Origin of the sequence: Phytopseudomonas flavescens (assembly GCF_900100535.1) — a bacterium.
Lineage (GTDB): Bacteria > Pseudomonadota > Gammaproteobacteria > Pseudomonadales > Pseudomonadaceae > Aquipseudomonas > Aquipseudomonas flavescens.
The window spans coordinates 51,054-75,160 of the sequence record NZ_FNDG01000013.1; the positions used below are offsets into that span (position 1 = coordinate 51,054).

Sequence of the window (24,107 nt, forward strand, 5' to 3'; positions counted from 1 at the left end):
GGGTATTAGTCGCGGTTCGCGCCGGGGGCGATCACTTCCCGCGAACCGTTGGTATTCATTGGCGTTACCACGCCGGCCATTTCCATGGCTTCGATCATGCGTGCGGCGCGGTTGTAGCCGATCTTCAATTTGCGCTGCACCGAAGAGATCGACGCACGGCGGCTTTCCAGGACGAAATTGACCGCTTCGTCGTACAGCGGATCGGACTCGCTATCCTCGCCGCCCTCGGAACCCCCGCCGCCGTCGAAGCCACCGCCGCCCTCTTCGGCGCCGGCCAGGATGTCTTCGTTGTAGTCCGGTGCGCCACGCAGCTTCCAGGCTTCGACCACGCGGTGCACTTCATCGTCGGAAACAAACGCGCCGTGCACGCGAATCGGCAGGCTGGTGCCAGGCGGCATGTAGAGCATGTCACCGTGGCCGAGCAGCTGTTCGGCGCCGCCCTGGTCGATGATGGTGCGCGAATCGATCTTGCTCGATACCTGAAAGGCCATGCGGGTGGGAATGTTGGCCTTGATCAGGCCGGTGATCACGTCCACCGACGGCCGCTGGGTGGCGAGAATCAAGTGAATGCCCGCCGCCCGTGCCTTCTGGGCGATACGGGCGATCAGCTCTTCGACCTTCTTGCCGACGATCATCATCATGTCGGCGAACTCGTCGACCACCACGACGATGGTCGGCAGCGTCTTCAGCAGCGGCGCTTCGTCTTCCATGCTTTCGCGGCGATACAGCGGATCGGGCAGCGGCTCGCCGGCCTCGATGGCATCCTTGACCTTGCGGTTGAAGCCCGCCAGGTTACGCACGCCCATCTTCGACATCAGCTTGTAGCGACGTTCCATCTCGGCGACGCTCCAGCGCAGTGCGTTGGCCGCCTCCTTCATGTCGGTGACGACCGGGCAGAGCAGATGGGGGATGCCTTCGTAGATCGACAACTCGAGCATTTTCGGGTCGATCATGATCATCTTGGCGTCTTCCGGCCCCGACTTGAACAGGATCGACAGAATCATCGCGTTGACGCCCACCGACTTACCGGAACCGGTGGTACCGGCGACCAGCAGGTGAGGCATCTTCGCCAGATCGGTGATCACCGGCTTGCCGCCAATGTCATGCCCCAGGGCCAGGGTGACCGGCGACTTGGCGTCGTCGTACTCCGGGGTCGACAATACTTCGGAGAAGCGCACGATCTGGCGGTTCTCGTTGGGGATTTCGATACCGACGGTGGTCTTGCCCGGGATCACTTCCACCACACGGACGCTGGTCACCGCCAGCGAGCGCGCCAGGTCCTTGGCCAGGTTGGCGATTCGGCTCACCTTGACGCCAGCGGCAGGTTGAATTTCGTAGCGGGTGATCACCGGGCCGGGATGGATCGAATCGACCGACACCTCGACCCCGAATTCCTTGAGCTTGATCTCCAGCAAGTGACCGACACCCGCCAGGGATTCGGGCGAGTACTCGATCTTCTTGGCTTCTGCGGGGTCGAGCAGCGAGATTGGCGGCAGCGTGCCTTCGACGGCGCTGTCGATGAACAGCGGCGCCTGCTTCTCCTTCTGCACGCGCTTGCTCGGCTCGGGCGCCTTCGGTGCAATCGGTGCGGAGATGACCGGTGCGGGCCGGCTTTCGCGCTCGCTCATGTGCTTGTTGAGCGACTCTTCACGCTCGATCAGGCGTTCCTTGACCTTGGCCTGCTCGCGGCGATCGCGCACCACCGGGGCGGCCACGTCGTGGACGCGCTCGTCCACTTCACGCAACTGAGCGACCAGTTGCTTGCGTTCCTGGCGCGAGTTCCACCAGCGGTTGACCAGGCTCTGTACCAGTTCCAGCAGGTCCAGGGTGATCTTGCCGGTGAGGTCCATGACCTTGAACCAGGACAGGTCGCTGAACACGGTCAGGCCGAACAGGAACAGGGCGATGAACAGCAGCGTGCTGCCCTGCACGTTCAAGGCGGAAACCGTCAGTTGCCCCAGGCTCTCACCCAGGGCGCCGCCTGCCGAGGCCGGCATGCCGGCGCCGCTCTGGAAATGGATATAGGCCAAAGCGGCCCCCGACAGTACCAGGAACACCAGGCCGATCAGGCGCCAGGAGAACAGCCAGCCGCTCCAATGCCACGGCTCGTGACGGGCACGGAACACCTGCAGCGCCTTGGTGCCGAGCAGTAACGGGAACAGGTAGGCGAAGTAGCCCAGGGCCATGAACAACACGTCGGCGAACCAAGCGCCAGCGCGGCCGGCGGCATTGTGCACCTGCTCGACGTTACTGGTATGGGTCCAGCCCGGATCAGCGGGGTCGTAGGTGAGCAGTGCCATCCATACGTAGAGGCACAAGGCGCCAAGCGCGATCAGCGCACCCTCCTTGAGGCGGTACGGCAGTTGCTGACGCCAGGCCGGCATCGGTGCTGTAGAGCTAGAGTTCTTCAAAACGCATCGGTTCCTGCGCCAGTGGCGCGCCGCATGATCGGTAGGACTAAACACCGCCATTGTACGGCATGCCGCACCGGCGATGGAGAGCAGATCGGCCCGTCCAGGCTATATGAAAACGTAGCGAGCGGAGGCCAGGCAAGGTTGAAGCCAGCGAAAACGTGCAGCCCACCGGGTGCAAGTGCGCGTTTTGCGCTGTTTTTCAACGCCCTCTGGCCAAGCGCAGCGGTTTTCATGGGGCCAGGTCGGCTCCCGCTCGCCTGACGCTTCGGTGTAGCATAGCGGCCACTGTTCGTCCTTGCGGCTCAATTTGAGCACGCATTCTCTTTTGTGACAAAGGCTTATGAGGTGTTTTTATGAGCGAAGTCAAGCACTCCCGCCTGATTATCCTGGGCTCCGGGCCCGCCGGCTACAGTGCCGCCGTGTACGCTGCCCGTGCCAACCTGAAGCCTGTCATCATCACTGGCATCCAGCCTGGTGGTCAGCTCACCACCACCACCGAAGTGGACAACTGGCCGGGTGACGTCGAAGGCCTGACAGGCCCGGGCTTGATGGAACGCATGCAGAAACACGCCGAGCGCTTCGAAACCGAGATCATCTACGACCACATCCACACCGCCGAGTTGCAGAGCCGTCCGTTCACCCTCAAGGGCGACAGTGGCACCTACACCTGCGACGCGCTGATCATCGCCACCGGCGCATCGGCTCAATACCTCGGCCTGCCGTCCGAGGAGGCGTTCGCCGGCAAGGGGGTTTCCGCCTGCGCTACCTGCGACGGTTTCTTCTACCGCAACCAGGTGGTCGCGGTGATCGGCGGTGGCAACACCGCCGTCGAGGAGGCGCTCTACCTCTCCAACATCGCCAAGGAAGTGCACCTGGTGCACCGCCGCGACAAGCTGCGCTCGGAGAAGATCCTCCAGGACAAGCTGTTCGACAAGGTGGCCAACGGCAACATGCGCCTGCACTGGAACCACACCCTGGAAGAAGTGCTCGGCGACGCCACCGGCGTGACCGGTGCCCGCCTGCGCAACACCCTGGACGGCAGCAGCAGCGATCTGCCGCTTGCCGGTGTGTTCATCGCCATTGGCCACAAGCCGAACACCGACCTTTTCCAGGGGCAGCTGGAAATGCGCGATGGCTACCTGCTGATCAATGGCGGCAATGAAGGCAATGCCACCGCTACCAGTATCGAAGGGGTTTTCGCCGCCGGTGACGTGGCCGACCACGTCTATCGCCAGGCGATCACCTCGGCCGGTGCTGGCTGCATGGCTGCCCTCGACGTCGAAAAATTCCTCGACGACAACTGATGGTTCAGGGCGGGTTGATGCCCGCCCTCCCCCGCTGCGGTCTAGCCAATGCTCACCTGGTTGCAACGTGACTCTCTGACCTTCCCGTCACTCGACATGGCCCTGCGCGAACCCAATGGCCTGCTGGCCGCGGGGGGCGACCTGCGCGCCGAGCGGTTGATCGCCGCCTACCGACACGGCTGCTTTCCCTGGTACCAGGATGGGCAGCCGCTGTTGTGGTGGTCGCCAGACCCTCGCACCGTGCTGTTTCCCGGCGAGGTGCACGTATCGCGCAGCCTGCGCAAGGTCATCCGTCAGGGGCATTACCGGGTCACTTTCGACCAGGCCTTCGCGGACGTCATCCAGGCTTGCGCCGCGCCACGCGACTACGCGGACGGCACCTGGATCACCACCCCCATGCAGCAAGCCTATATCGAGCTGCACGGGCGCGGCGTGGCCCATAGCGTGGAGGTCTGGCAAGACGAGCAACTGGTGGGCGGGCTCTACGGCCTGGCCATGGGCAAGCTGTTCTTCGGCGAGTCGATGTTCAGCCGCGCCGACAATGCCTCCAAGGTCGGTTTCGTAACCCTGGTCGAGCACCTCAGGAGTTGGGGCTTCGAGCTGATCGACTGCCAGATGCCGACTCAGCACCTGCACAGCCTGGGTGCTCGTGCCATCGATCGGAAACAGTTCGCGGAATACCTGCAGCGCTACCTCGATCAGCCCAGCGCTGCCGACTGGCGCGCGGCCTGGCGGCCGACGGACGGCTGACGGGCCTGTTCTGGTGGCGGGCCGTGACCTGGCATACACTGATTCCAGACCCTAGGGAGGCGATCATGACTGAGCTGGCTCGCCTGAAGTTCTACGCCACCCAGCCGCACCCGTGCAGCTATCTGTCGGAAGAGCAGGCCACCACGCTATTCCTCGACCCCAGTCAGCCCATGGATGCGCACATGTATGCCGAGCTTTCCGAGCTCGGCTTCCGGCGTAGTGGTGATCATCTCTACCGACCGCACTGCCAGCGCTGTACGGCGTGCGTGCCGGCGAGGATTCCGGTTGCCCGCTTCGTCCCCAATCGGCAGCAGCGCAAGATTCTCAAGCGCAACGAGTCGGTTCAGGTATGCGCAGCCAGGCCGGTGTTCAGCGAGGAATACTACGCGCTCTATGCTCGCTATATCGAAGAACGCCATGCCGACGGCGACATGTACCCGCCCAGCCGCGAGCAGTTCTCCACGTTTCTGCTGCGCGACCTGCCGTTTTCATGGTTCTACGAATTTCGCGAGAATGGCCGGCTACTGGCCATCGCCGTCACCGACGCGCTGCCCAACGGGCTGTCGGCGGTCTACACCTTCTACGATCCCGACGAGGAGCGCCGCAGCCTCGGGCGTTTCGCCATCCTCTGGCAGATCGGCGAGGCGCTGCGCATGGATCTGCCGGCTGTCTACCTGGGCTACTGGATCAAGAACTGCCGGAAGATGAATTACAAGACGCAGTACCGTCCCATCGAGCTGTTCGTCAACCAGAGCTGGATCGCTCTCACCTGAATGCTTTGCGGGCCTGGTCACAACCGCTTCGCCGAAACAGGAACAGACCCTTGGCGTCAACCCCGGTTTTCGGGCACAATGCACGCCGCTTTTGCCTGGGGCCAGTTGCGCCGGGCCATTCATTGGATACCGAGGGCTTTACTGCATGTCGAAAGAAGACAGCTTCGAAATGGAAGGCACTGTCGTCGACACCCTGCCCAACACCATGTTTCGCGTGGAGTTGGAAAATGGGCACGTCGTTACCGCGCACATCTCCGGAAAGATGCGCAAGAATTACATCCGCATTCTGACTGGTGACAAGGTTCGCGTAGAGCTGACCCCTTACGACCTGAGCAAGGGTCGCATCACCTACCGCGCCCGCTGACAGGCAGGAACCGCGCTCCCAGGCCTGCTTCGCGCAGCAACGAAAACGCCCGGCATATGCCGGGCGTTTTCGTTGCTCTTGCAGCGTAATCGGCCTGACTTGGCGAGCTCGACGAGCCCGCCGTCCTACCTCAGGCCATTTCCGCCGTGGTCTCGAAATCGAACGTCAGCTCGCCGTTCTCGAGATTCACGTGGACGGTGCCGCCATGCTCGGACAGCTCGCCGAAGAGGATCTCCTCCGCCAGCGGACGCTTGATCCGATCCTGGATCAGGCGAGCCATGGGCCGTGCACCCATCTGCACGTCATAGCCCTGCTCTGCCAGCCAGTCACGCGCCGCGTCGCTGACCTCGAGCATGACGCGCTTGTCTTCGAGCTGCGCCTGCAGCTCGATGAGAAACTTGTCGACGATGCTCTTGATCGTTTCGTGGCTGAGGCGGCCGAACTGGATGATGGTATCCAGGCGGTTGCGGAACTCCGGCGTGAAGCTCTTCTTGATGACTTCCATCGCATCGGAAGAGTGGTCCTGATAGGTGAAGCCAATCGACGCCCGCGAGGCCGTTTCGGCGCCGGCGTTGGTGGTCATGATCAGGATGACGTTGCGGAAATCCGCCTTGCGCCCGTTGTTGTCGGTCAGGGTGCCGTGATCCATCACCTGCAGCAGTAGGTTGAAGACCTCCGGATGGGCCTTCTCGATTTCATCGAGCAGCAGCACGCAATGCGGCTGCTTGGTGATGGCCTCGGTCAGCAGGCCACCCTGGTCGAAACCGACATAACCGGGAGGGGCGCCGATCAGACGGGACACGGTGTGTCGCTCCATGTACTCGGACATGTCGAAACGCACCAGCTCGACTCCCAGGGCCTTGGACAACTGACGAGCCGCCTCGGTCTTGCCGACGCCGGTCGGACCGGCGAACAGGAACGAGCCGACCGGCTTGTCCGGCGCCTTGAGACCTGCGCGCGACAGCTTGATGGCAGTGGCCAGCGAATCGATGGCCGCGTCCTGACCGAATACGGTCAGTTTCAGGTCGCGCTCCAGGTTGCGCAGCAATTCCTTGTCGGAGCTGCTGACGTGCTTTGGCGGAATCCGCGCGATCTTGGCGACGATGTCTTCGACCTGCGGGACGTCGATGCGCTTGAGGCGCTTGTCCTGCGGCTGCAGGCGCTGATAGGCGCCCGCCTCGTCGATCACGTCGATCGCCTTGTCGGGCATGTGCCGATCGTTGATGTAGCGCGACGCCAGCTCCGCAGCGGCGCGCAACGCCTCATCGCTGTACTCGATGTCATGGTGCTGCTCGAAGCGGCCCTTGAGGCCCCTGAGGATGCCGATGGTGTCTTCCACCGAAGGCTCGACCACGTCGACTTTCTGGAAGCGTCGTGCCAGGGCACGATCCTTCTCGAAGATGCCGCGGAATTCCTGGAAGGTGGTGGAGCCGATGCAACGGATCTCCCCCGATGACAGCGCCGGCTTGAGCAGGTTGGAGGCATCCATCACGCCGCCAGACGCCGCACCGGCACCGATGATGGTATGGATCTCGTCGATGAACAGGATTGCATGGGGACGTTTGCGCAGCTCGGTGAGCAGCGCCTTGAGGCGCTTCTCGAAATCGCCGCGGTACTTGGTGCCCGCCAGCAGTGCGCCCAGGTCGAGGGAGTAGACCACTGCGTCGGCGAGCAGATCAGGTACCTGATTGTCGACGATGCGCTTGGCCAGGCCCTCGGCGATGGCTGTCTTGCCGACACCCGCCTCACCCACCAGCAGTGGGTTGTTCTTGCGGCGCCGGGCGAGAATCTGTGCCACGCGCTCGACCTCGTGCTCGCGACCGACCAACGGGTCGATACGGCCCTGGCGTGCCAGCTCGTTCAGGTTGCTGGCGTAGGCGTCCAGCGGGTTGCTGGACGAGGAGGACTCGCCGCCCTCGTCGTCCTGCAGCTCCTGTTCGGCGTCCGGGGATGCGCCCTGGCCCGGCACCTTGGAAATGCCATGGGCGATGAAATTGACCACGTCGATGCGCGCCACGCTCTGCTGCTTGAGCAGGAACACGGCCTGGCTTTCCTGCTCGCTGAAGATCGCCACCAGCACATTGGCGCCGGTCACTTCGCGCTTGCCGGAGCTCTGCACGTGGAATACGGCGCGCTGCAGAACGCGCTGGAAGCCCAGGGTGGGCTGGGTCTCGCGCTCTTCGTCATGCTGCGGAATCAGCGGCGTGGTGGAATCGATGAATTCCTGCAGGTCGCCTCGCAGCTTGTCCAGGCTGGCGCCACAGGCGCGCAGCACGCTGGCTGCGGCTTCGTTGTCCAGAAGAGCCAGCAGGAGGTGCTCCACCGTCATGAACTCATGACGTTTTGCGCGTGCCTCCTTGAAGGCAAGGTTGAGGGTGACTTCGAGCTCTCGATTTAACATAGCTTCACCTCATGCCCAAGCGGCCGGCGTTAACCGTCCTTCTCGATTTCACAGAGTAATGGATGCTGGCTTTCCCGCGCGTATTGATTGACCTGCGTGGCCTTGGTCTCGGCGATATCGCGGGTGTAGAGACCACAAACGGCGCGACCTTCGGTGTGCACGGTCAACATGATCCTGGTCGCCACCTCCCGATTGAGGTTGAAGAAGGTCTCGAGTATTTCGACCACGAAATCCATGGGGGTGTAGTCATCATTGAACAAGATCACCTTATAGAGCGGAGGCGCCTGCAATGCCGGCTTGGATTCCTCCACGGCCAGGCCTGAAGAGTCGTCCTCATGCGGTGCGGGTCGATCCTGATTGAATGTTAGTCGAATCTGGCTACTTGCATGCATGCTGGATAAAAGGTTCGTGGGTGAATGGAAGCGGGCAGCAAAACTGGGGCCCGTTTATCGGTGCTTCGTACACTGCCTTGACTATCGGCAGAACGGTGTTACAACCAAAGATACCCCTACGGGGTGAAAGGGCTTGCGCACGTACGGGGCGATCCTGCGAACGCGAGATCTAATGTGGATGATACTCCAGCAATGGAGTTCCTTGCAGAGGGATATCAGCATGCTAAGTGGTAAGGTCAAGTGGTTCAACAACGCCAAGGGCTATGGGTTCATCCTGGCCGACGGCCGAGATGAGGACCTGTTCGCCCATTACTCGGCTATCCAGATGGACGGCTACAAGACCCTGAAGGCCGGACAAGCCGTAAGCTTCGATATTATTCAAGGCCCCAAGGGCCTCCACGCCGTGAACATCAGCGCCGCCCAGGTGACCGCCGAAGTCGCCACCACCGCCGCCAGCAGAGTGCGCGGGGAGCCGGTCGAAGTCTGACCTTGCATTGCCGCCTGGCTGCACGCGAACGCCGATCCCTGGATCGGCTTTTTCGTTTTTGCAGCAGCACCCAGCGGCTCGGCCCGGCGTGAGCCGGCCTTGCTCGAATTGATCGTGGCAGCCCCTCCCGGAAGGCCCGAGGGCCAGCCAATCCGGGTCCTCCGGCCTGTCCCACCGGAGGTTCGCCCAGTTGCGGGTTGTGGCATGTGCAGCCACCCCCATGAGCCACGCTGCCAACAACTTGGTCACTGCCATCGCCCTGCGGTTTGATATACTCGCCCGCTGACTGAGTAGTCATCAGGGCGCATTTGCCTGGCGTACGGCTTCCAGTACTCGTCGTACCGGCCTTCAGAGGCGACTCGCTAGCGCCATCGGTCGATTGCGACACCCAACATCATCGGGATGGAACTTCGAATTCACATCATTGATGCCGCGCCGTGGCCAGAAGCCACTCCCCCCGGATCAGTGTGTTGTGCAAGTTCGGCAAAAAGAGAGTTAAATCAAATATGACCACACGCTCGAAGATTATCTACACCCTCACCGACGAAGCCCCTGCGCTTGCGACCTACTCCCTGCTCCCCGTCGTCAAAGCGTTCACCGCCTCCTCGGATATCGCCGTCGAGACCCGCGACATCTCGCTGGCCGGCCGTATCCTGGCCCTGTTCCCCGAGTTTCTGACCGACGCGCAGAAGCAGGGTGACCATCTGGCCGAGTTGGGCGCCCTGGCCACCACACCAGAAGCCAACATCATCAAGCTGCCGAACATCAGCGCCTCGGTGCCGCAGCTGAAGGCAGCGGTCAAGGAGTTGCAGAGCCAGGGTTACGCCCTGCCGGACTACCCGGACACTGGCGACAGCGACGAAGCACGCGATATCCGCAGCCGTTACGACAAGGTCAAGGGCAGCGCCGTGAACCCGGTGCTGCGCGAAGGAAACTCCGACCGTCGCGCCCCGCTGTCGGTCAAGAACTACGCGCGCAAGCACCCGCACAAGATGGGCGCCTGGAGCGCTGACTCCAAGTCCCACGTGGCACACATGGAAAATGGCGACTTCTACGGCAGCGAAAAGGCTGCCCTGATCGACGCCAAAGGCAGCGTGAAGATCGAGCTGATCGGTAGCGATGGCAGCGCAACCGTGCTGAAGGAGAAAACCTCGGTTCTGGCCAACGAAATCCTGGACTGCTCGGTGCTGAGCAAGAAGGCGCTGCGCAGCTTCATCGCCGCGGAGATCGAAGATGCCAAGAAACAGGGCGTATTGTTCTCGGTTCACCTGAAGGCCACCATGATGAAGGTCTCCGACCCGATCATCTTCGGCCAGATCGTTGCCGAGTTCTACAAGGCGGCCCTCGAGAAGCACGCAGCCGCCCTGCAGGAAGCAGGCTTCAACCTGAACAACGGTATCGGCGACCTGTACGCCAGCATCAAGAAGCTGCCCGCTGACAAGCAGGCCGAGATCGAAGCCGACATCGCCGCCGTTTACGCCGATCGTCCGGCGCTGGCGATGGTCAACTCCGACAAGGGCATCACCAACCTGCACGTACCGAGCGACGTGATCGTCGACGCCTCGATGCCAGCCATGATTCGCGATTCGGGCCGCATGTGGAACACCGCAGGCGAGCTGCAAGACGCCAAGGCGGTGATCCCGGACCGTTGCTATGCAGGCATCTACCAGGTGGTCATCGAGGACTGCAAGGCCAATGGCGCCTTCAACCCGACTACCATGGGCAGCGTACCGAACGTTGGCCTGATGGCTCAGAAAGCCGAAGAGTACGGCTCCCACGACAAGACTTTCCAGATCCAGGCCAACGGCGTGGTTCGCGTCAGCGATGCCAATGGCAAGGTGCTGATGGAGCAAAAGGTCGAGGAAGGCGACATCTTCCGCATGTGCCAGACCAAGGACGAGCCGATCCAGGATTGGGTCAAGCTGGCCGTCAACCGTGCACGCCTGAGCGACACCCCAGCGGTGTTCTGGCTGGATCCGGCGCGCGCGCATGACGCCGAAATGATCAAGAAGGTCGAGCAGTACCTGAAGGATCATGACACCAGCGGCCTGGACATCCGCATCCTCGCCCCGGTCGAAGCCATCACGTTCTCCCTGGCACGCATTCGCGAAGGCAAGGACACCATCTCGGTGACTGGCAACGTGCTGCGCGACTACCTGACCGACCTGTTCCCGATCATGGAACTGGGCACCAGTGCCAAGATGCTCTCGATCGTGCCGCTGATGAATGGCGGCGGTCTGTTCGAAACCGGCGCTGGCGGTTCTGCGCCGAAGCACGTCCAGCAACTGGTCGAGGAAAACTTCCTGCGCTGGGATTCGCTGGGTGAGTTCCTGGCTCTGGCCGCTTCCCTGGAGCACCTGGGCAACACCTACGACAATCCGAAGGCACTGGTACTGAGCAAGACCCTGGACCAAGCCACCGGCCAGTTCCTCGACACCGACAAGTCGCCAGCACGCAAGGTCGGCGGTATCGACAACCGCGGAAGCCACTTCTACCTGGCGCTGTACTGGGCTCAGGCTCTGGCAGCACAGAATGAAGACGCCGCACTGCAGGCGCAGTTCGCACCGCTGGCCAAGACCCTGAGCGACAACGAAGCCAAGATCGTAGCCGAACTGGGCGCGGTACAGGGCAAGCCGGCTGAAATCGGTGGCTACTACGCGCCGAACAAGGAGCTGACCGAAAAAGTCATGCGTCCAAGCGCGACCCTCAACGCCGCTCTGGCCTCTCTGGCCTGAGTGATTGGTTGAGACAAAAGGACCCCGGCCCTGTGCCGGGGTTTTTTATTTTCCTATCCGCTGGAGGAGGCTTCATGACCTGGCATGCACACGTCACCGTTGCGACGATCGTCGAGCACGGCGGGCGTTTTCTGTTCGTCGAAGAGCTAAAGCGCGGCCGCCTGGTGCTCAACCAGCCCGCCGGTCACCTGGAACCCCGGGAAAGCCTGCTGCAGGCCGCGGTACGGGAAACCCTGGAAGAGACCGGCTGCGATGTCGAGCTGACCGGCGTTACCGGCATCTACCTGTACACCGCACCGAGCAACGGCGTGACCTATCAACGCATCTGCTTCACCGCCAACCTGCTCGCGCATCATCCCGCGCGCGCGCTGGACAGCGATATCAGCGGCATCCGCTGGCTCACTTACGACGAACTACTGGCCGAGCGCGGTCGCCTGCGCAGCGAGCTGGTGCTGCGCTGCCTGGACGACTACCTGGCAGGCGCCCGCTTTCCCCTCAGCCTCATCCACGATCCCATGTAACAGCGCCGGTACGCGGCAGACTGAAACGCGTCGCGCATCCTGTTAGAATCTCGCCCCTTTGAAGCCCGTATTGATCCCGACCATGCAAGATCCAGCCACTCAGCGCGTCATCGTCGGCATGTCCGGCGGCGTCGACTCCTCCGTATCGGCCCTGCTGTTGCTCGAGCAGGGCTATCAGGTCGAAGGCCTGTTCATGAAGAACTGGGATGAGGACGACGGCACCGAATACTGCACCGCCATGGACGACCTGGCCGACGCCCAGGCCGTTTGCGATCGCATCGGCATCAAGCTGCACACCGCCAACTTCGCGGCCGAGTACTGGGACAATGTGTTCGAGCACTTCCTGGCCGAGTACAAGGCTGGTCGCACGCCGAACCCGGACATCCTCTGCAACCGCGAAATCAAGTTCAAGGCGTTCCTCGATTACGCCCTGATGCTCGGCGCCGACCTGATTGCCACCGGCCACTACGTGCGCAGGCGTGACATCGACGGGCGCAGCGAGCTGCTCAAGGGCCTGGACCCGAACAAGGATCAGAGCTATTTCCTGCACGCCGTTGGCGGCGAGCAGATCGCCAAGACCCTGTTCCCGGTTGGCGAGCTGGAAAAGCCCCAGGTGCGCGCCATCGCCGAGAAATACGAGCTGGCCACCGCCAAGAAGAAGGACTCCACCGGCATATGCTTCATCGGTGAGCGGCGCTTCAGCGATTTCCTAAAGCAGTACCTGCCGGCGCAGCCGGGCGACATCGAAACCACCGAAGGCGAGGTCATCGGCAGGCACCACGGCCTGATGTACCACACCATCGGCCAGCGCCAGGGCCTGGGTATCGGCGGCCTCAAGGATGCCGGCGATGAGCCCTGGTACGTGCTGCACAAGGACCTGAGCCGCAACGTGCTGCTGGTCGGCCAGGGCAACGAGCACCCCTGGCTGTTCTCCCGCGCCCTCAACACCTCGCAGATCTACTGGGTCAACCCCGTCGAACTGGACACACCGCGCCGACTGACCGCCAAGGTTCGCTACCGCCAGGCGGATCAGACCTGCACGCTGGAGCGCAGCGCTGATGGCTATCGCGCCACCTTCGATCAGCCGCAACGTGCCGTCACGCCTGGCCAGTCCGTGGTGTTCTACGACGGTGATATCTGTCTTGGCGGTGGCGTGATCGAAAGCGCCGAGCCCTGGAGCGAGGGTGCCCCCCGATGACCCCTATTCAAGAACAGCTGATCGCCCTCGGCGCGGTATTTCAAACCGCGGTGATGGTCGACAAGATCGCCAAGACCGGCCAGGCCGCCGAAAGCGAAGTGACCTGCCTGATCGGCAGCCTGCTGGTACGTGATCCCCAAGGCACCCTGGAGGTGTTCGGCGGTGACGACCTCAATCTGCGTGATGGTTACCGGGCCCTGGTCAGCGCCCTGGAGCGCGACCCTACCAGCCTGCAGCGCGAGCCGTTGCGCTATGCCCTCGCCTTGCTCGGCCTGGAGCGTCAACTCGACAAGCGTGGTGATCTGCTGCAGTTGATGGGCGGGCGTCTGGATCAGATCCAGAGCCAGGCCGAGCACTTCGGCATCGGTCATGAGAACGTGATTTCCTCGTGCGGGGCGCTGTATCAGGACACCATCAGCACCTTCAAGCAGCGCATTCAGGTGCAGGGCGACAGCCGCTTTCTGCAGCAGCCGGCCAATGCCTCGAAGATCCGCGCCCTGCTGCTAGCCGGCATCCGTTCCGGGCGCCTGTGGCGGCAGTTGGGTGGGCACCGCTGGCAACTGGTGTTCAGCCGCCGCAAATTGCTGCGCGAACTTTATCCGATGCTGCGCGGCTGACTGAAGCTTCAGGATTAAAGTCAAAATCCCCATTTATCTTAATGATTTAAAAGGATTTATTTTTGAATATCCTGCGTCATGAAGTGCCGCCAGTCCGCCACGCGCCGAAGCCTGCCGCGTGTAGCGCGCCACTTCGTGTATGATACGCCCCCTTTTCAACGCCCGACTGTCCGAGAACGCCTCCCATGCTGCTTTCCTCGCTCACCGCGGTTTCGCCCGTAGATGGCCGCTATGCCGGCAAAACCAGCGCTCTGCGCCCCATTTTCAGCGAATACGGTCTGATTCGTTTCCGCGTTCAGGTGGAAGTCCGCTGGCTGCAGCGCCTCGCTGCCCATGAAGGTGTGAGCGAAGTCGCGCCCTTCTCTGCCGAAGCCAACGCGCTGCTCGATGAGCTGGCCGAAAACTTCGCCATCGAGCACGCCGAACGCGTCAAGGAAATCGAGCGCACCACCAACCACGACGTCAAGGCCGTGGAGTACCTGCTCAAGGAACAGGCAGCCAAGCTGCCGGAGCTGGACAAGGTCAGCGAGTTCATTCACTTCGCCTGCACCAGCGAGGACATCAACAACCTGTCCCACGCCCTGATGCTGCGCGAAGGCCGCGACAACGTGCTGCTGCCGCTGATGCGCCAGATCGCCGCTGCCATCCGCGAATTGTCGGTGAAGTTCGCCGAGGTGCCGATGCTGTCGCGCACCCACGGCCAACCGGCCTCGCCGACGACCCTGGGTAAAGAACTGGCCAACGTTGTCTATCGCCTCGAGCGGCAGATCGTGCAGATCGCCGCCGTGCCGCTGCTGGGCAAGATCAATGGCGCCGTGGGCAACTACAATGCCCACCTGTCGGCCTACCCGAAGATCGACTGGGAAGCCAATGCCCGCCAGTTCATCGAGAATGATCTGGGCCTGCAGTGGAACCCCTACACCACGCAGATCGAGCCGCACGACTACATCGCCGAGCTGTTCGACGCCATCGCCCGTTTCAACACCATCCTCATCGACTTCGACCGCGACGTCTGGGGCTACATCTCCCTGGGCTACTTCAAACAGAAGACCGTTGCCGGCGAGATCGGCTCGTCGACCATGCCGCACAAGGTCAATCCGATCGACTTCGAGAACTCCGAAGGCAATCTGGGTATCGCCAACGCGCTGTTCCAGCACCTGGCCAGCAAGCTGCCGATTTCCCGCTGGCAGCGTGACCTGACCGACTCCACCGTGCTTCGCAACCTTGGTGTCGGCTTTGCCCACAGCGTGATCGCCTACGAGGCAAGCCTCAAGGGAATCAGCAAGTTGGAGCTCAATGCTCAACGTATTGCTGAAGACCTGAACGCCTGCTGGGAAGTGCTCGCCGAGCCGATCCAGACCGTCATGCGTCGCTATGCCATCGACAACCCCTACGAGAAACTCAAGGAGCTCACGCGTGGCAAGGGCATCACGCCGGAAGCGCTGCTGGCCTTCATCGACGGCCTGGATATGCCGCAGCAGGCCAAGGAGGAGCTCAAGCAGCTCACTCCAGCCAACTACATCGGCAACGCGGTGGCTCAGGCCAAACGCATCTAAGCTGTAGCCAGTCCCAAGGACGCCCGGCTGAAGCCGGGCGTTTCTTTTTATACGCTTTAATAAATATCAAGGACTTACAGATGAATCCTGATGCTCCTCTTAAGCTATTGGGTGGCCTGAGCGCAGGTGAATTCCTGCGCGACTACTGGCAGAAGAAGCCCCTGCTGGTGCGCCAGGCCATCCCTGCTTTCGAAAGCCCGATTTCGCCGGACGAACTGGCCGGCCTCGCCCTCGAGGACGAAGTCGAATCGCGCCTGGTCGTCGAGCACGGTGAAACGCCGTGGCAAGTCCGCAGCGGCCCGTTCGCCGAGGATGCCTTCTCGCAGCTTCCCGAGCGCGAATGGACGCTGTTGGTGCAGGCCGTCGACCAGTTCGTTCCCGAGGTTGCCGAGCTGCTGGAAGCATTCAACTTCCTGCCCAAGTGGCGTATCGATGACGTAATGATCAGTTTCGCCGCGCCTGGCGGCGGTGTTGGTCCGCACTACGACAACTACGACGTGTTTCTCCTGCAGGGCCATGGCCGTCGCCGCTGGCAGATCGGCCAGATGTGCGACTCGCACAGCCCCCTGCTGCCGGATCTGGACATGAAGATCCTGGCGCAATTCGATCAAACCGAAGAGTGGCTGCTGGAGCCCGGCGATATGCTCTATCTGCCGCCGCTACTGGCCCACAATGGCATCGCCGAGGACGACTGCATGACCTATTCCGTGGGTTTCCGCGCACCCAGCGCGGCCGAAGTACTGACCCATTTCACCGACTTTCTTGGCCAGTTCCTGCCCGAGGAAACGCGCTACAGCGATGCCGGCACTGCGCCTGTCAGCGATCCCAACGAGATTCAGCGCGACGCACTGGATCGTCTCAAGGCATTGCTCGCCGAGCACATGAGTGACGAACGCCTGCTGATGACCTGGTTCGGCCAGTTCATGACCGAGCCGCGCTACCCGGAACTGATCGCCGGCATCGAGATCGACGAAGACGGTTTCCTCGACCAGTTGGAAGACGGTGCCGTGATGATCCGCAACCCCAGCGCGCGCATGGCCTGGTCCGAAGTGGGCGAGGACCTGGTGCTGTTCGCCAGTGGCCAGAGCCGCTTGGTTTCCACCGACCTGCGCGAGCTGCTGAAAATGATCTGCTCCGCCGATGCCCTGCACCTGGAAAACCTCGGCCCGTGGCTGGGCAACGACGAAGCACGTACGCTGCTGCTCGAACTCGCCAAGCAGGGGAGCGTGGAGTTCGCCGATGAATGACCTGCACGTACGCATCGCCGACTGGCACAAGGATTACGAAGAACTGCGACGCATCCGCGAAACGGTGTTCGTCGCCGAGCAGGCGGTGCCGCCTGAACTGGAATGGGACGCCGAAGACCGTGATGCCGTGCATTTTCTCGCCTGCGAGGGCGACTACCCGATCGGCACCGCGCGCCTGCTGGCGGACGGTCAGATCGGCCGGGTATCGGTACTCAAGGACTGGCGCGGCCTGAAGGTCGGCGAAGCGCTGCTGCACGCGGTGATCGCCGAGGCGGAAAAACGCGGGTTGAGGCAGCAAATGCTCAGCGCCCAGGTGCAGGCAGCGCCGTTCTATGAAAAGCTGGGCTTCACTGTAGTGAGTGACGAATACCTGGAAGCAGGCATTCCCCACGTCGACATGGTGCGCAGCAGCGGCTGATGACCAGCTGTGGCTACGCCAGTGCCACAGAGGTCAGCATGAACGATGAACACGCCCCCGATGACACCGAACTCGAACCCATCGAGTTCGCTTCACCCGGGCGCGTCACCTTGCACAATCCGCACAGCCCGCTGCCGCTACCGGCGGCCTGGGAGCCTGCCCCCTTCGTGCTGGGCGGCGAGCAGGCGCTGCAGCGCTTCAACCGGCCCGACCAGGCTCGTGGCCATGCCCTGGCCCTGATGCAACAGGCCAGGCGCACATTGTGCCTCTACAGCCCGGACCTGGAACCCTGGCTCTACCACCACAGCAGCATTGCGCAGGCCTGCACGCAATTTCTGCTCAGCCATCGCAACAGCCGGCTGCGCATTCTGCTGCGTGACAGCAGTCGCGCAGTTCGCGACGGGCATCGGCTGATCACCCTGTCACGCAAGCTGTCCAGCCACCTGCAGATTCGTCGTTGCCATCCCGATTACCCAGCACCCGAAGGTGCCTTTCTGCTGGCCGACGAACAGGGTCTGCTGGTGCGCCCCGAGCCGGATCAGTTCGCCGGCTATGCCAAGTACCAGGATCCAGCCGGTGTTCGCCAGCTGCAGCGGCTGTTCGACCAGACCTGGGATACCAGTATCACCGATCCTGATTTGCGGAGTTTTCTGCTATGAAGAGTTTCCTGCTGAAACGGCATTTTCTCGGCGCTGCCCTGCTCGCTTTCAGCCTCTCGGCGCTGGCTGCCAGCGAAGTCATCCCGCTCAACTACCGAACCGCCACAGAATTGCTGCCCGTGGTGCAGTCGGCCCTCGGCAACGAGGGGCGTGTCAGCGCCTACGGCAACCAGCTCATCGTCAATGCGCCACCCGGCAAGATCGAGGAGATCCGGGGATTGCTCGGCCAGCTCGATACCCAGCCCAGACGCCTGCTGATCAGCGTCGACACCAGTGAGTCCGCCTATCGCGATGACCGGGGCTACAGCGTCGATGGCAGCATCAGCGCTGGCAATGGCCGGGTAGAGATTGGTCGTGGCGAAGTCCAGGGCCGCGACCAGGCACGAATCATCCGTCGCAGCACCGACAGCCGCGGTGGCGGTACCCAGCAGGTGCAGGCCAGTGAAGGCTATCCGGCGCTGATCCAGGTCGGCCAGAGCGTACCGGTGACCACCAGCAGTCGAGGTCCTTACGGCCAGGTCACCAACAACACCGAATACCGCAACGTCACTCAGGGCTTCTACGTCACCGCCAGCCTGGCCGGCGAGGTCGTGCACCTGGACATCAGCAGCAACCGGGACCGGGTCAACCAGGAACAGCCCGGTGTGATCGACATTCAACAGGCCGATACCCGGGTCAGTGGCCGCATCGGCGAGTGGATCAGCATCGGTGGCAGCAGCGAACAGACTCAGGCTGATCGCAGCGGCGTATTGCGCCGCTACTCCACGGAAGGCCGTGAAGATATGAGCATGCGCGTAAAGGTCGAGATAATCGACTGAAATCCCCGTAAAACGTGACTATACGGTCGATCTAAGACTTATGTAGTAGATCTAAAAAAACACTACAAAAACGATTGACGAACATTTTCGTCGGTCGCATGATGGCCTCGCTCCCGCTAATCAGGGGCTCCGGAAGCGGAGCCCCCGGGTCGTATTCTTGCTTACCGCAAGATCGATTCGTGTTGTTAGGCCCACAAGGCAGTTCGACGAGATGGCGACTGGAACGAGGTTGTCCTGAGGGACGGGGAAGCGTTTCACGTATCGATCAGCACGGTGCCGCAGGCGTCCACGGGCCTATACGCACCATGACTCGCCTACCCGGCGGGTGGTGTCTGCCGATGCGCTTCGTCCACCCGGCCCAAAGCGCCCTCCTTCCAGTTTCCTCTCAACGTCTGCGGTGAGCTCGCTCCGAGCCCTGCGCCTGGATTGTGCGCGACGTTCGGTGCTCGACCAAACACACACTTGAAGGATTGACCATGTCAGCTTACGAAAACGACATCAAAGCCGTTGCCGCCCTGAAAGAAGCCGCTGGCAGCAGCTGGAGCGCCATCAACCCGGAATCCGTCGCTCGCATGCGCGCCCAGAACCGCTTCAAGACCGGCCTGGACGTCGCCAAGTACACGGCCGCCATCATGCGCAAGGACATGGCCGAGTACGACGCCGACTCTTCCGTTTACACCCAGTCCCTCGGCTGCTGGCACGGCTTCATCGGCCAGCAGAAGCTGATCTCCATCAAGAAGCACCTGAAGACCACCAACAAACGCTACCTCTACCTGTCCGGCTGGATGATCGCCGCGCTGCGTTCCGATTTCGGCCCGCTGCCCGACCAATCGATGCATGAGAAGACTGCGGTAGCTGCACTGATCGAAGAGCTCTACACCTTCCTGCGCCAGGCCGATGCCCGGGAACTGGATCTGCTGTTCGGCGCACTGGACGCGGCCCGCGACGCCGGTGACAAGGCCAAACAAAGCGACATTCAGGCGCAGATCGACAATTTCGAAACCCACGTCGTGCCGATCATTGCCGACATCGACGCCGGATTCGGCAACCCCGAGGCCACTTACCTGCTTGCCAAGAAAATGATCGAGGCCGGCGCCTGCTGCATCCAGATCGAGAACCAGGTGTCCGACGAGAAGCAGTGCGGCCACCAGGATGGCAAGGTCACCGTTCCCCATGTCGACTTCCTGGCCAAGATCAACGCGGTGCGCTACGCCTTCCTCGAGCTGGGCGTGGACGACGGCGTGATCGTCGCCCGTACCGACTCCCTGGGGGCAGGCCTGACCAAACAGATCGCCGTGACCAGCGAGCCCGGCGACCTGGGCGACCAGTACAATTCGTTCCTCGATTGCGATGAAATCACCGCGTCCGAACTGAAGAACGGCGACGTGGTGATCAACCGCGACGGCAAGCTGCTGCGACCCAAGCGCCTGCCGTCCAACCTGTTCCAGTTCCGCAAGGGCACCGGTGAAGACCGCTGCGTGCTGGACAGCATCACCTCGCTGCAGAACGGCGCCGACATGATCTGGATCGAAACCGAGAAGCCCCACGTCGGGCAGATCAAGGCCATGGTCGATCGCGTGCGCGAAGTCGTTCCCAATGCCAAGCTGGTCTACAACAACAGCCCGTCGTTCAACTGGACGTTGAGTTTCCGTCAGCAGGTATTCGATGCGCTCAAAGCCGACGGCAAGGATGTTTCCGGCTACGACCGCGCCAAGCTGATGAGCGTCGAGTACGACGAGACCGAGCTGGCCCAGGTTGCCGACGAAAAGATCCGTACCTTCCAGCAAGAGGGCTCGGCCCATGCCGGTATCTTCCACCACCTCATCACCCTGCCGACCTACCACACGGCGGCGCTGTCCACCGACAACCTCGCCAAAGGCTACTTCGCCGAGCAAGGCATGCTGGCATACGTCAAAGGCGTGCAACGTCAGGAAATTCGCCAGGGCATTGCCTGCGTCAAGCACCAGAACATGGCGGGCTCCGACATTGGCGACAACCACAAGGAGTACTTTGCCGGCGAGGCTGCTCTCAAGGCTGGCGGCAAGGACAACACCATGAACCAGTTCCACTGAGGCGAACACGCCCATCAGGCCCGGCAGCGATGCCGGGCTTTTTCATGGCTGGTGTAAAAGTGGGTGGGAACGGTCCCTCCACGGTAAAAAGTGCGTCATTGACGGATAGCCAGGCGACGATATTTTGAATTAAAAGAACCAATTCTCAAATGATAAATATTCGCAGTAAAGTGTATTTGATTTCCTACTACAACACTCGGGCAAGGTCACCATAAAGGGCTCCAGCTAGTTACATAAGCTATTGATTTACAATGGTAAAATAATTAGATTCGATTATCGATCAACGACTTCAGGCTAATTTGTCGCATTGAAAAATTTACTTACACCCAATACAGGCATAACATTATGCAAATAGACGCGAGGCGGCTCAGGTTGCCTTGCCATAACTTTAATTACGCGTGAAGCCGTTCCTTGCCTGAGGAGTCCCGGCATGTTGGAAGCAAGCAGTTCCCTGTCCCACAACTGGGCGTTGGCCGTTTTTCTGCTGGGGGTCGTTGGCCTCTGTGCGTTCATGATGGGCGTATCCAGCCTGCTGGGTAGCAAGGCATGGGGCCGCAGCAAGAACGAGCCGTTCGAATCGGGCATGCTTCCCACCGGCAGTGCACGTCTGCGCCTGTCCGCCAAATTCTATCTGGTCGCGATGTTGTTCGTGATCTTCGACGTCGAAGCCCTCTTTCTCTTCGCCTGGGCCGTCTCCGTTCGCGAAAGCGGCTGGGCCGGCTTCATCGAAGCAGCCGTTTTCATAAACATTCTGTTGGCAGGTCTTGTCTACCTTTGGCGTATCGGTGCGCTCGATTGGGCACCCGAGGGCCGTAAGTCTCGGCAAGCGAAGCTGAAACAATGAGGCTTTGGCGATGCAATACAAACTTACTCGGATCGATCCGGATGCTCCCAACGAGCAATACCCGATCGGCAAGCGGGAGGTCGTTTCCGACCAGCGTCTAGAAGACGAAGTGCACAAGAACATCTACATGGGGAAACTCTCGGATGTTCTCAGCGGTGCGGTGAACTGGGGGCGCAAGAACTCCTTGTGGCCGTACAACTTCGGCCTGTCGTGCTGCTACGTGGAAATGACCACCGCCTTCACCGCGCCGCACGACGTTGCGCGCTTCGGTGCCGAGGTAATCCGCGCATCACCACGCCAGGCGGACTTCATGGTCATCGCCGGCACCTGCTTCATCAAGATGGCGCCCGTCATCCAGCGTCTCTATGAACAGATGCTCGAACCCAAGTGGGTCATTTCCATGGGCTCGTGTGCCAATTCCGGCGGCATGTATGACATCTACTCGGTCGTTCAGGGTGTCGACAAGTTCCTTCCCGTCGACGTCTACATACCCGGTTGCCCGCCCCGTCCCGAGGCGTTTCTGCAAGGGCTGATGCTGCTGCAGGAATCCATCGGTCAGGAGCGCCGCCCGCTGTCCTGGGTCGTTGGCGATCAAGGCGTTTATCGCGCCGAGATGCCTTCCCAGAAAGAACAGCGCCGCGAGCAGCGTATTGCGGTTACCAACCTGCGTTCCCCTGACGAAGTCTGAGTCCCGCTTTCCAGCAAGGCCGGATTCACGCTCACCGCCCCCCGATAGCGATCGAGACCATGACTGCAGACACCACCGTGTCCATTGCGCCGTACAAGGCGGACGACCAAGACGTCGTCGTTGAGCTTCAAACCCGTTTTGGCGCCGACAGCTTCACGCTGCAGGCCACCCGCACCGGCATGCCGGTGATCTGGGTCGGCCGCGACAAGCTCGTCGACGTGCTGCGCTTCCTGCGCCAGGCATCGCGCCCCTACGTCATGCTGTATGACCTGCACGGCGTCGACGAGCGCCTGCGCACTCAGCGTCGCGGCCTGCCGGACGCAGACTTCACCGTGTTCTACCACCTCATGTCGCTGGAGCGTAACAGCGACGTGATGATCAAGGTGGCCCTGCGCGAGGCCGATCTGAACCTGCCTTCGGTGACCGGTATCTGGCCCAACGCCAACTGGTACGAGCGCGAAGTCTGGGACCTCTACGGCATCCATTTCACCGGTCACCCGCACCTGACCCGGATCATGATGCCGCCGACCTGGGAAGGCCACCCGCTGCGCAAGGACTACCCGGCGCGCGCCACCGAATTCGATCCGTTCAGCCTGACCCTGGCCAAGCAACAGCTCGAGGAAGAAGCCGCACGCTTCAATCCCGAGGACTGGGGCATGAAGCGCCAGAGCGAGAACGAGGACTACATGTTCCTCAACCTCGGGCCCAACCACCCTTCTGCCCACGGTGCCTTCCGCATCATCCTGCAGCTCGACGGTGAAGAGATCGTCGATTGCGTGCCGGAAGTCGGTTACCACCACCGTGGTGCCGAGAAGATGGCCGAACGCCAGAGCTGGCACAGCTTCATCCCCTACACCGACCGTATCGACTACCTCGGCGGGGTGATGAACAACCTGCCTTACGTGCTCTCGGTCGAGAAGCTCGCGGGTATCAAGGTGCCGCAGAAGGTCGACACCATCCGCATCATGATGGCTGAGTTCTTCCGCATCACCAGCCACCTGCTGTTCCTGGGTACCTATATCCAGGACGTCGGCGCCATGACCCCGGTGTTCTTCACCTTCACCGACCGCCAGCGTGCCTACAAAGTGATCGAAGCCATCACCGGTTTCCGCCTGCACCCGGCCTGGTACCGCATCGGCGGTGTCGCCCACGACCTGCCACGCGGCTGGGACAAGCTGGTCAAGGAGTTCGTCGACTGGCTGCCCAAGCGCCTCGACGAGTACGAAAAGGCCGCGCTGCGCAACAGCATCCTCAAGGCGCGGACCATCGGCGTGGCGCAGTACAACACCAAGGAAGCGCTGGAGTGGGGTACCACCGGTGCCGGCCTGCGCTCCACGGGTTGCGACTTCGACCTGCGCAAGGCACGCCCCTACTCCGGCTACGAGAACTTCGAGTTCGAAGTGCCGCTGGCCGTCAATGGCGATGCCTATGACCGCTGCATGGTGCGGGTCGAGGAGATGCGTCAGAGCATCAAGATCATCGACCAGTGCCTGCGCAACATGCCGGAAGGCCCGTACAAGGCGGATCACCCGCTGACCACGCCGCCGCCGAAGGAACGTACCCTGCAGCACATCGAAACCCTGATCACCCACTTCCTGCAGGTTTCCTGGGGCCCGGTCATGCCGGCCAACGAAAGCTTCCAGATGATCGAAGCGACCAAGGGAATCAACAGTTATTACCTGACCAGCGACGGCAGCACCATGAGCTACCGCACCCGCATCCGTACCCCGAGCTTCCCGCACCTGCAGCAGATCCCTTCGGTGATCCGCGGCAGCATGGTCGCTGACCTGATCGCGTATCTGGGCAGTATCGACTTCGTTATGGCCGACGTGGATCGCTGAGGAAAACA

Annotated in this window: 21 protein-coding genes; 18 read left to right on the forward strand and 3 right to left on the reverse strand. The window is 61.7% G+C overall.

Annotated elements, in window-relative coordinates:
• Positions 1 to 5: 5 nt before the first annotated feature.
• Positions 6 to 2,384, reverse strand: a complete 2,379-nt coding sequence (ftsK, locus tag BLR94_RS16715) for a DNA translocase FtsK (RefSeq protein WP_420492694.1) — start codon at positions 2,382 to 2,384, stop codon at positions 6 to 8.
• A 383-nt stretch (positions 2,385 to 2,767) separates the two neighbouring features.
• Between ftsK and trxB the strand changes: the two genes are divergently transcribed.
• The 4 genes from trxB (at position 2,768) to infA (ending at position 5,605) form a co-directional block, all read left to right on the forward strand.
• Positions 2,768 to 3,718, forward strand: coding sequence for a thioredoxin-disulfide reductase (gene trxB / locus BLR94_RS16720; RefSeq protein WP_084307360.1), 951 nt, complete (start codon positions 2,768 to 2,770; stop codon positions 3,716 to 3,718).
• 48 nt (positions 3,719 to 3,766) lie between these two features.
• Positions 3,767 to 4,468 (forward strand): leucyl/phenylalanyl-tRNA--protein transferase, encoded by a 702-nt coding sequence (aat, locus tag BLR94_RS16725; protein WP_084307359.1) that lies wholly within the window; start codon positions 3,767 to 3,769, stop codon positions 4,466 to 4,468.
• A gap of 65 nt (positions 4,469 to 4,533) precedes the next feature.
• Complete coding sequence (locus tag BLR94_RS16730; RefSeq protein ID WP_084307358.1) at positions 4,534 to 5,241, forward strand: arginyltransferase; 708 nt, start codon at positions 4,534 to 4,536, stop codon at positions 5,239 to 5,241.
• 145 nt (positions 5,242 to 5,386) lie between these two features.
• Positions 5,387 to 5,605, forward strand: coding sequence for a translation initiation factor IF-1 (gene infA / locus BLR94_RS16735; protein ID WP_002553999.1), 219 nt, complete (start codon positions 5,387 to 5,389; stop codon positions 5,603 to 5,605).
• A 130-nt stretch (positions 5,606 to 5,735) separates the two neighbouring features.
• Here infA and clpA read toward each other — a convergent pair whose 3' ends face one another.
• Complete coding sequence (gene clpA, locus BLR94_RS16740; protein WP_084307357.1) at positions 5,736 to 8,006, reverse strand: ATP-dependent Clp protease ATP-binding subunit ClpA; 2,271 nt, start codon at positions 8,004 to 8,006, stop codon at positions 5,736 to 5,738.
• 29 nt (positions 8,007 to 8,035) lie between these two features.
• Complete coding sequence (gene clpS / locus BLR94_RS16745) at positions 8,036 to 8,398, reverse strand: ATP-dependent Clp protease adapter ClpS (RefSeq protein ID WP_042552649.1); 363 nt, start codon at positions 8,396 to 8,398, stop codon at positions 8,036 to 8,038.
• Positions 8,399 to 8,618: 220 nt separating this feature from the next.
• Between clpS and cspD the strand changes: the two genes are divergently transcribed.
• The 14 genes from cspD (at position 8,619) to nuoC (ending at position 24,099) form a co-directional block, all read left to right on the forward strand.
• Complete coding sequence (cspD, locus tag BLR94_RS16750; protein WP_084307356.1) at positions 8,619 to 8,885, forward strand: cold shock domain-containing protein CspD; 267 nt, start codon at positions 8,619 to 8,621, stop codon at positions 8,883 to 8,885.
• A 506-nt stretch (positions 8,886 to 9,391) separates the two neighbouring features.
• Entirely contained in the window at positions 9,392 to 11,620 is a 2,229-nt protein-coding gene (locus BLR94_RS16755) for an NADP-dependent isocitrate dehydrogenase (RefSeq protein WP_084307355.1), read from the forward strand.
• 74 nt (positions 11,621 to 11,694) lie between these two features.
• Positions 11,695 to 12,141, forward strand: a complete 447-nt coding sequence (locus tag BLR94_RS16760; RefSeq protein WP_084307354.1) for an NUDIX hydrolase — start codon at positions 11,695 to 11,697, stop codon at positions 12,139 to 12,141.
• Positions 12,142 to 12,223: 82 nt separating this feature from the next.
• The gene (gene mnmA, locus BLR94_RS16765) at positions 12,224 to 13,339 is read left to right on the forward strand and encodes a tRNA 2-thiouridine(34) synthase MnmA (protein WP_084307353.1); all 1,116 of its coding nucleotides are present in this window, start codon (positions 12,224 to 12,226) and stop codon (positions 13,337 to 13,339) included.
• Entirely contained in the window at positions 13,336 to 13,956 is a 621-nt protein-coding gene (gene hflD, locus BLR94_RS16770; protein WP_084307352.1) for a high frequency lysogenization protein HflD, read from the forward strand. The genes mnmA and hflD overlap by 4 nt, the downstream gene beginning before the upstream one ends.
• Before the next feature lie 185 nt (positions 13,957 to 14,141).
• A complete protein-coding gene (purB, locus tag BLR94_RS16775; protein WP_084307351.1) occupies positions 14,142 to 15,512 on the forward strand; it encodes an adenylosuccinate lyase in 1,371 nt (456 codons plus the stop codon).
• An 80-nt stretch (positions 15,513 to 15,592) separates the two neighbouring features.
• On the forward strand, positions 15,593 to 16,759 hold the full coding sequence (locus BLR94_RS16780) for a ribosomal protein uL16 3-hydroxylase (RefSeq protein ID WP_084307350.1): 1,167 nt from the start codon (positions 15,593 to 15,595) through the stop codon (positions 16,757 to 16,759).
• The gene (locus BLR94_RS16785; protein ID WP_084307349.1) at positions 16,752 to 17,177 is read left to right on the forward strand and encodes a GNAT family N-acetyltransferase; all 426 of its coding nucleotides are present in this window, start codon (positions 16,752 to 16,754) and stop codon (positions 17,175 to 17,177) included. The genes BLR94_RS16780 and BLR94_RS16785 overlap by 8 nt, the downstream gene beginning before the upstream one ends.
• Positions 17,178 to 17,215: 38 nt before the next feature.
• Entirely contained in the window at positions 17,216 to 17,836 is a 621-nt protein-coding gene (locus BLR94_RS16790; RefSeq protein ID WP_084307398.1) for a DUF7931 domain-containing protein, read from the forward strand.
• Positions 17,833 to 18,654, forward strand: coding sequence for a secretin N-terminal domain-containing protein (locus tag BLR94_RS16795; protein ID WP_244158210.1), 822 nt, complete (start codon positions 17,833 to 17,835; stop codon positions 18,652 to 18,654). The genes BLR94_RS16790 and BLR94_RS16795 overlap by 4 nt, the downstream gene beginning before the upstream one ends.
• Positions 18,655 to 19,130: 476 nt before the next feature.
• On the forward strand, positions 19,131 to 20,726 hold the full coding sequence (locus BLR94_RS16800) for an isocitrate lyase (RefSeq protein WP_084307348.1): 1,596 nt from the start codon (positions 19,131 to 19,133) through the stop codon (positions 20,724 to 20,726).
• 430 nt (positions 20,727 to 21,156) lie between these two features.
• Positions 21,157 to 21,570 (forward strand): NADH-quinone oxidoreductase subunit A, encoded by a 414-nt coding sequence (locus tag BLR94_RS16805; RefSeq protein ID WP_042552639.1) that lies wholly within the window; start codon positions 21,157 to 21,159, stop codon positions 21,568 to 21,570.
• A gap of 10 nt (positions 21,571 to 21,580) precedes the next feature.
• Positions 21,581 to 22,258 carry a NuoB/complex I 20 kDa subunit family protein gene (locus BLR94_RS16810; protein ID WP_084307347.1) on the forward strand — a complete coding sequence of 226 codons (678 nt, stop codon included), beginning with the start codon at positions 21,581 to 21,583 and terminating at the stop codon, positions 22,256 to 22,258.
• Between the two features lie 59 nt (positions 22,259 to 22,317).
• Positions 22,318 to 24,099, forward strand: coding sequence for an NADH-quinone oxidoreductase subunit C/D (nuoC, locus tag BLR94_RS16815; RefSeq protein WP_084307346.1), 1,782 nt, complete (start codon positions 22,318 to 22,320; stop codon positions 24,097 to 24,099).
• The last annotated feature ends 8 nt before the right edge of the window (positions 24,100 to 24,107 follow it).

Bases quoted from the DNA above. Each gene is read 5' to 3' on its own strand.
- hflD (WP_084307352.1), top strand. From the start codon at position 13,336: ATGACCCCTATTCAAGAACAGCTGATCGCCCTCGGCGCGGTATTTCAA.
- BLR94_RS16760 (WP_084307354.1), top strand. From the start codon at position 11,695: ATGACCTGGCATGCACACGTCACCGTTGCGACGATCGTCGAGCACGGC.
- BLR94_RS16755 (WP_084307355.1), top strand. From the start codon at position 9,392: ATGACCACACGCTCGAAGATTATCTACACCCTCACCGACGAAGCCCCT.
- ftsK (WP_420492694.1), bottom strand. From the start codon at position 2,384: ATGCCGGCCTGGCGTCAGCAACTGCCGTACCGCCTCAAGGAGGGTGCG.
- BLR94_RS16780 (WP_084307350.1), top strand. From the start codon at position 15,593: ATGAATCCTGATGCTCCTCTTAAGCTATTGGGTGGCCTGAGCGCAGGT.
- aat (WP_084307359.1), top strand. From the start codon at position 3,767: ATGCTCACCTGGTTGCAACGTGACTCTCTGACCTTCCCGTCACTCGAC.
- BLR94_RS16790 (WP_084307398.1), top strand. From the start codon at position 17,216: ATGAACGATGAACACGCCCCCGATGACACCGAACTCGAACCCATCGAG.
- BLR94_RS16730 (WP_084307358.1), top strand. From the start codon at position 4,534: ATGACTGAGCTGGCTCGCCTGAAGTTCTACGCCACCCAGCCGCACCCG.
- trxB (WP_084307360.1), top strand. From the start codon at position 2,768: ATGAGCGAAGTCAAGCACTCCCGCCTGATTATCCTGGGCTCCGGGCCC.
- BLR94_RS16810 (WP_084307347.1), top strand. From the start codon at position 21,581: ATGCAATACAAACTTACTCGGATCGATCCGGATGCTCCCAACGAGCAA.
- BLR94_RS16795 (WP_244158210.1), top strand. From the start codon at position 17,833: ATGAAGAGTTTCCTGCTGAAACGGCATTTTCTCGGCGCTGCCCTGCTC.
- purB (WP_084307351.1), top strand. From the start codon at position 14,142: ATGCTGCTTTCCTCGCTCACCGCGGTTTCGCCCGTAGATGGCCGCTAT.
- BLR94_RS16805 (WP_042552639.1), top strand. From the start codon at position 21,157: ATGTTGGAAGCAAGCAGTTCCCTGTCCCACAACTGGGCGTTGGCCGTT.
- BLR94_RS16785 (WP_084307349.1), top strand. From the start codon at position 16,752: ATGAATGACCTGCACGTACGCATCGCCGACTGGCACAAGGATTACGAA.
- nuoC (WP_084307346.1), top strand. From the start codon at position 22,318: ATGACTGCAGACACCACCGTGTCCATTGCGCCGTACAAGGCGGACGAC.
- BLR94_RS16800 (WP_084307348.1), top strand. From the start codon at position 19,131: ATGTCAGCTTACGAAAACGACATCAAAGCCGTTGCCGCCCTGAAAGAA.
- clpS (WP_042552649.1), bottom strand. From the start codon at position 8,398: ATGCATGCAAGTAGCCAGATTCGACTAACATTCAATCAGGATCGACCC.
- mnmA (WP_084307353.1), top strand. From the start codon at position 12,224: ATGCAAGATCCAGCCACTCAGCGCGTCATCGTCGGCATGTCCGGCGGC.
- cspD (WP_084307356.1), top strand. From the start codon at position 8,619: ATGCTAAGTGGTAAGGTCAAGTGGTTCAACAACGCCAAGGGCTATGGG.
- clpA (WP_084307357.1), bottom strand. From the start codon at position 8,006: ATGTTAAATCGAGAGCTCGAAGTCACCCTCAACCTTGCCTTCAAGGAG.
- infA (WP_002553999.1), top strand. From the start codon at position 5,387: ATGTCGAAAGAAGACAGCTTCGAAATGGAAGGCACTGTCGTCGACACC.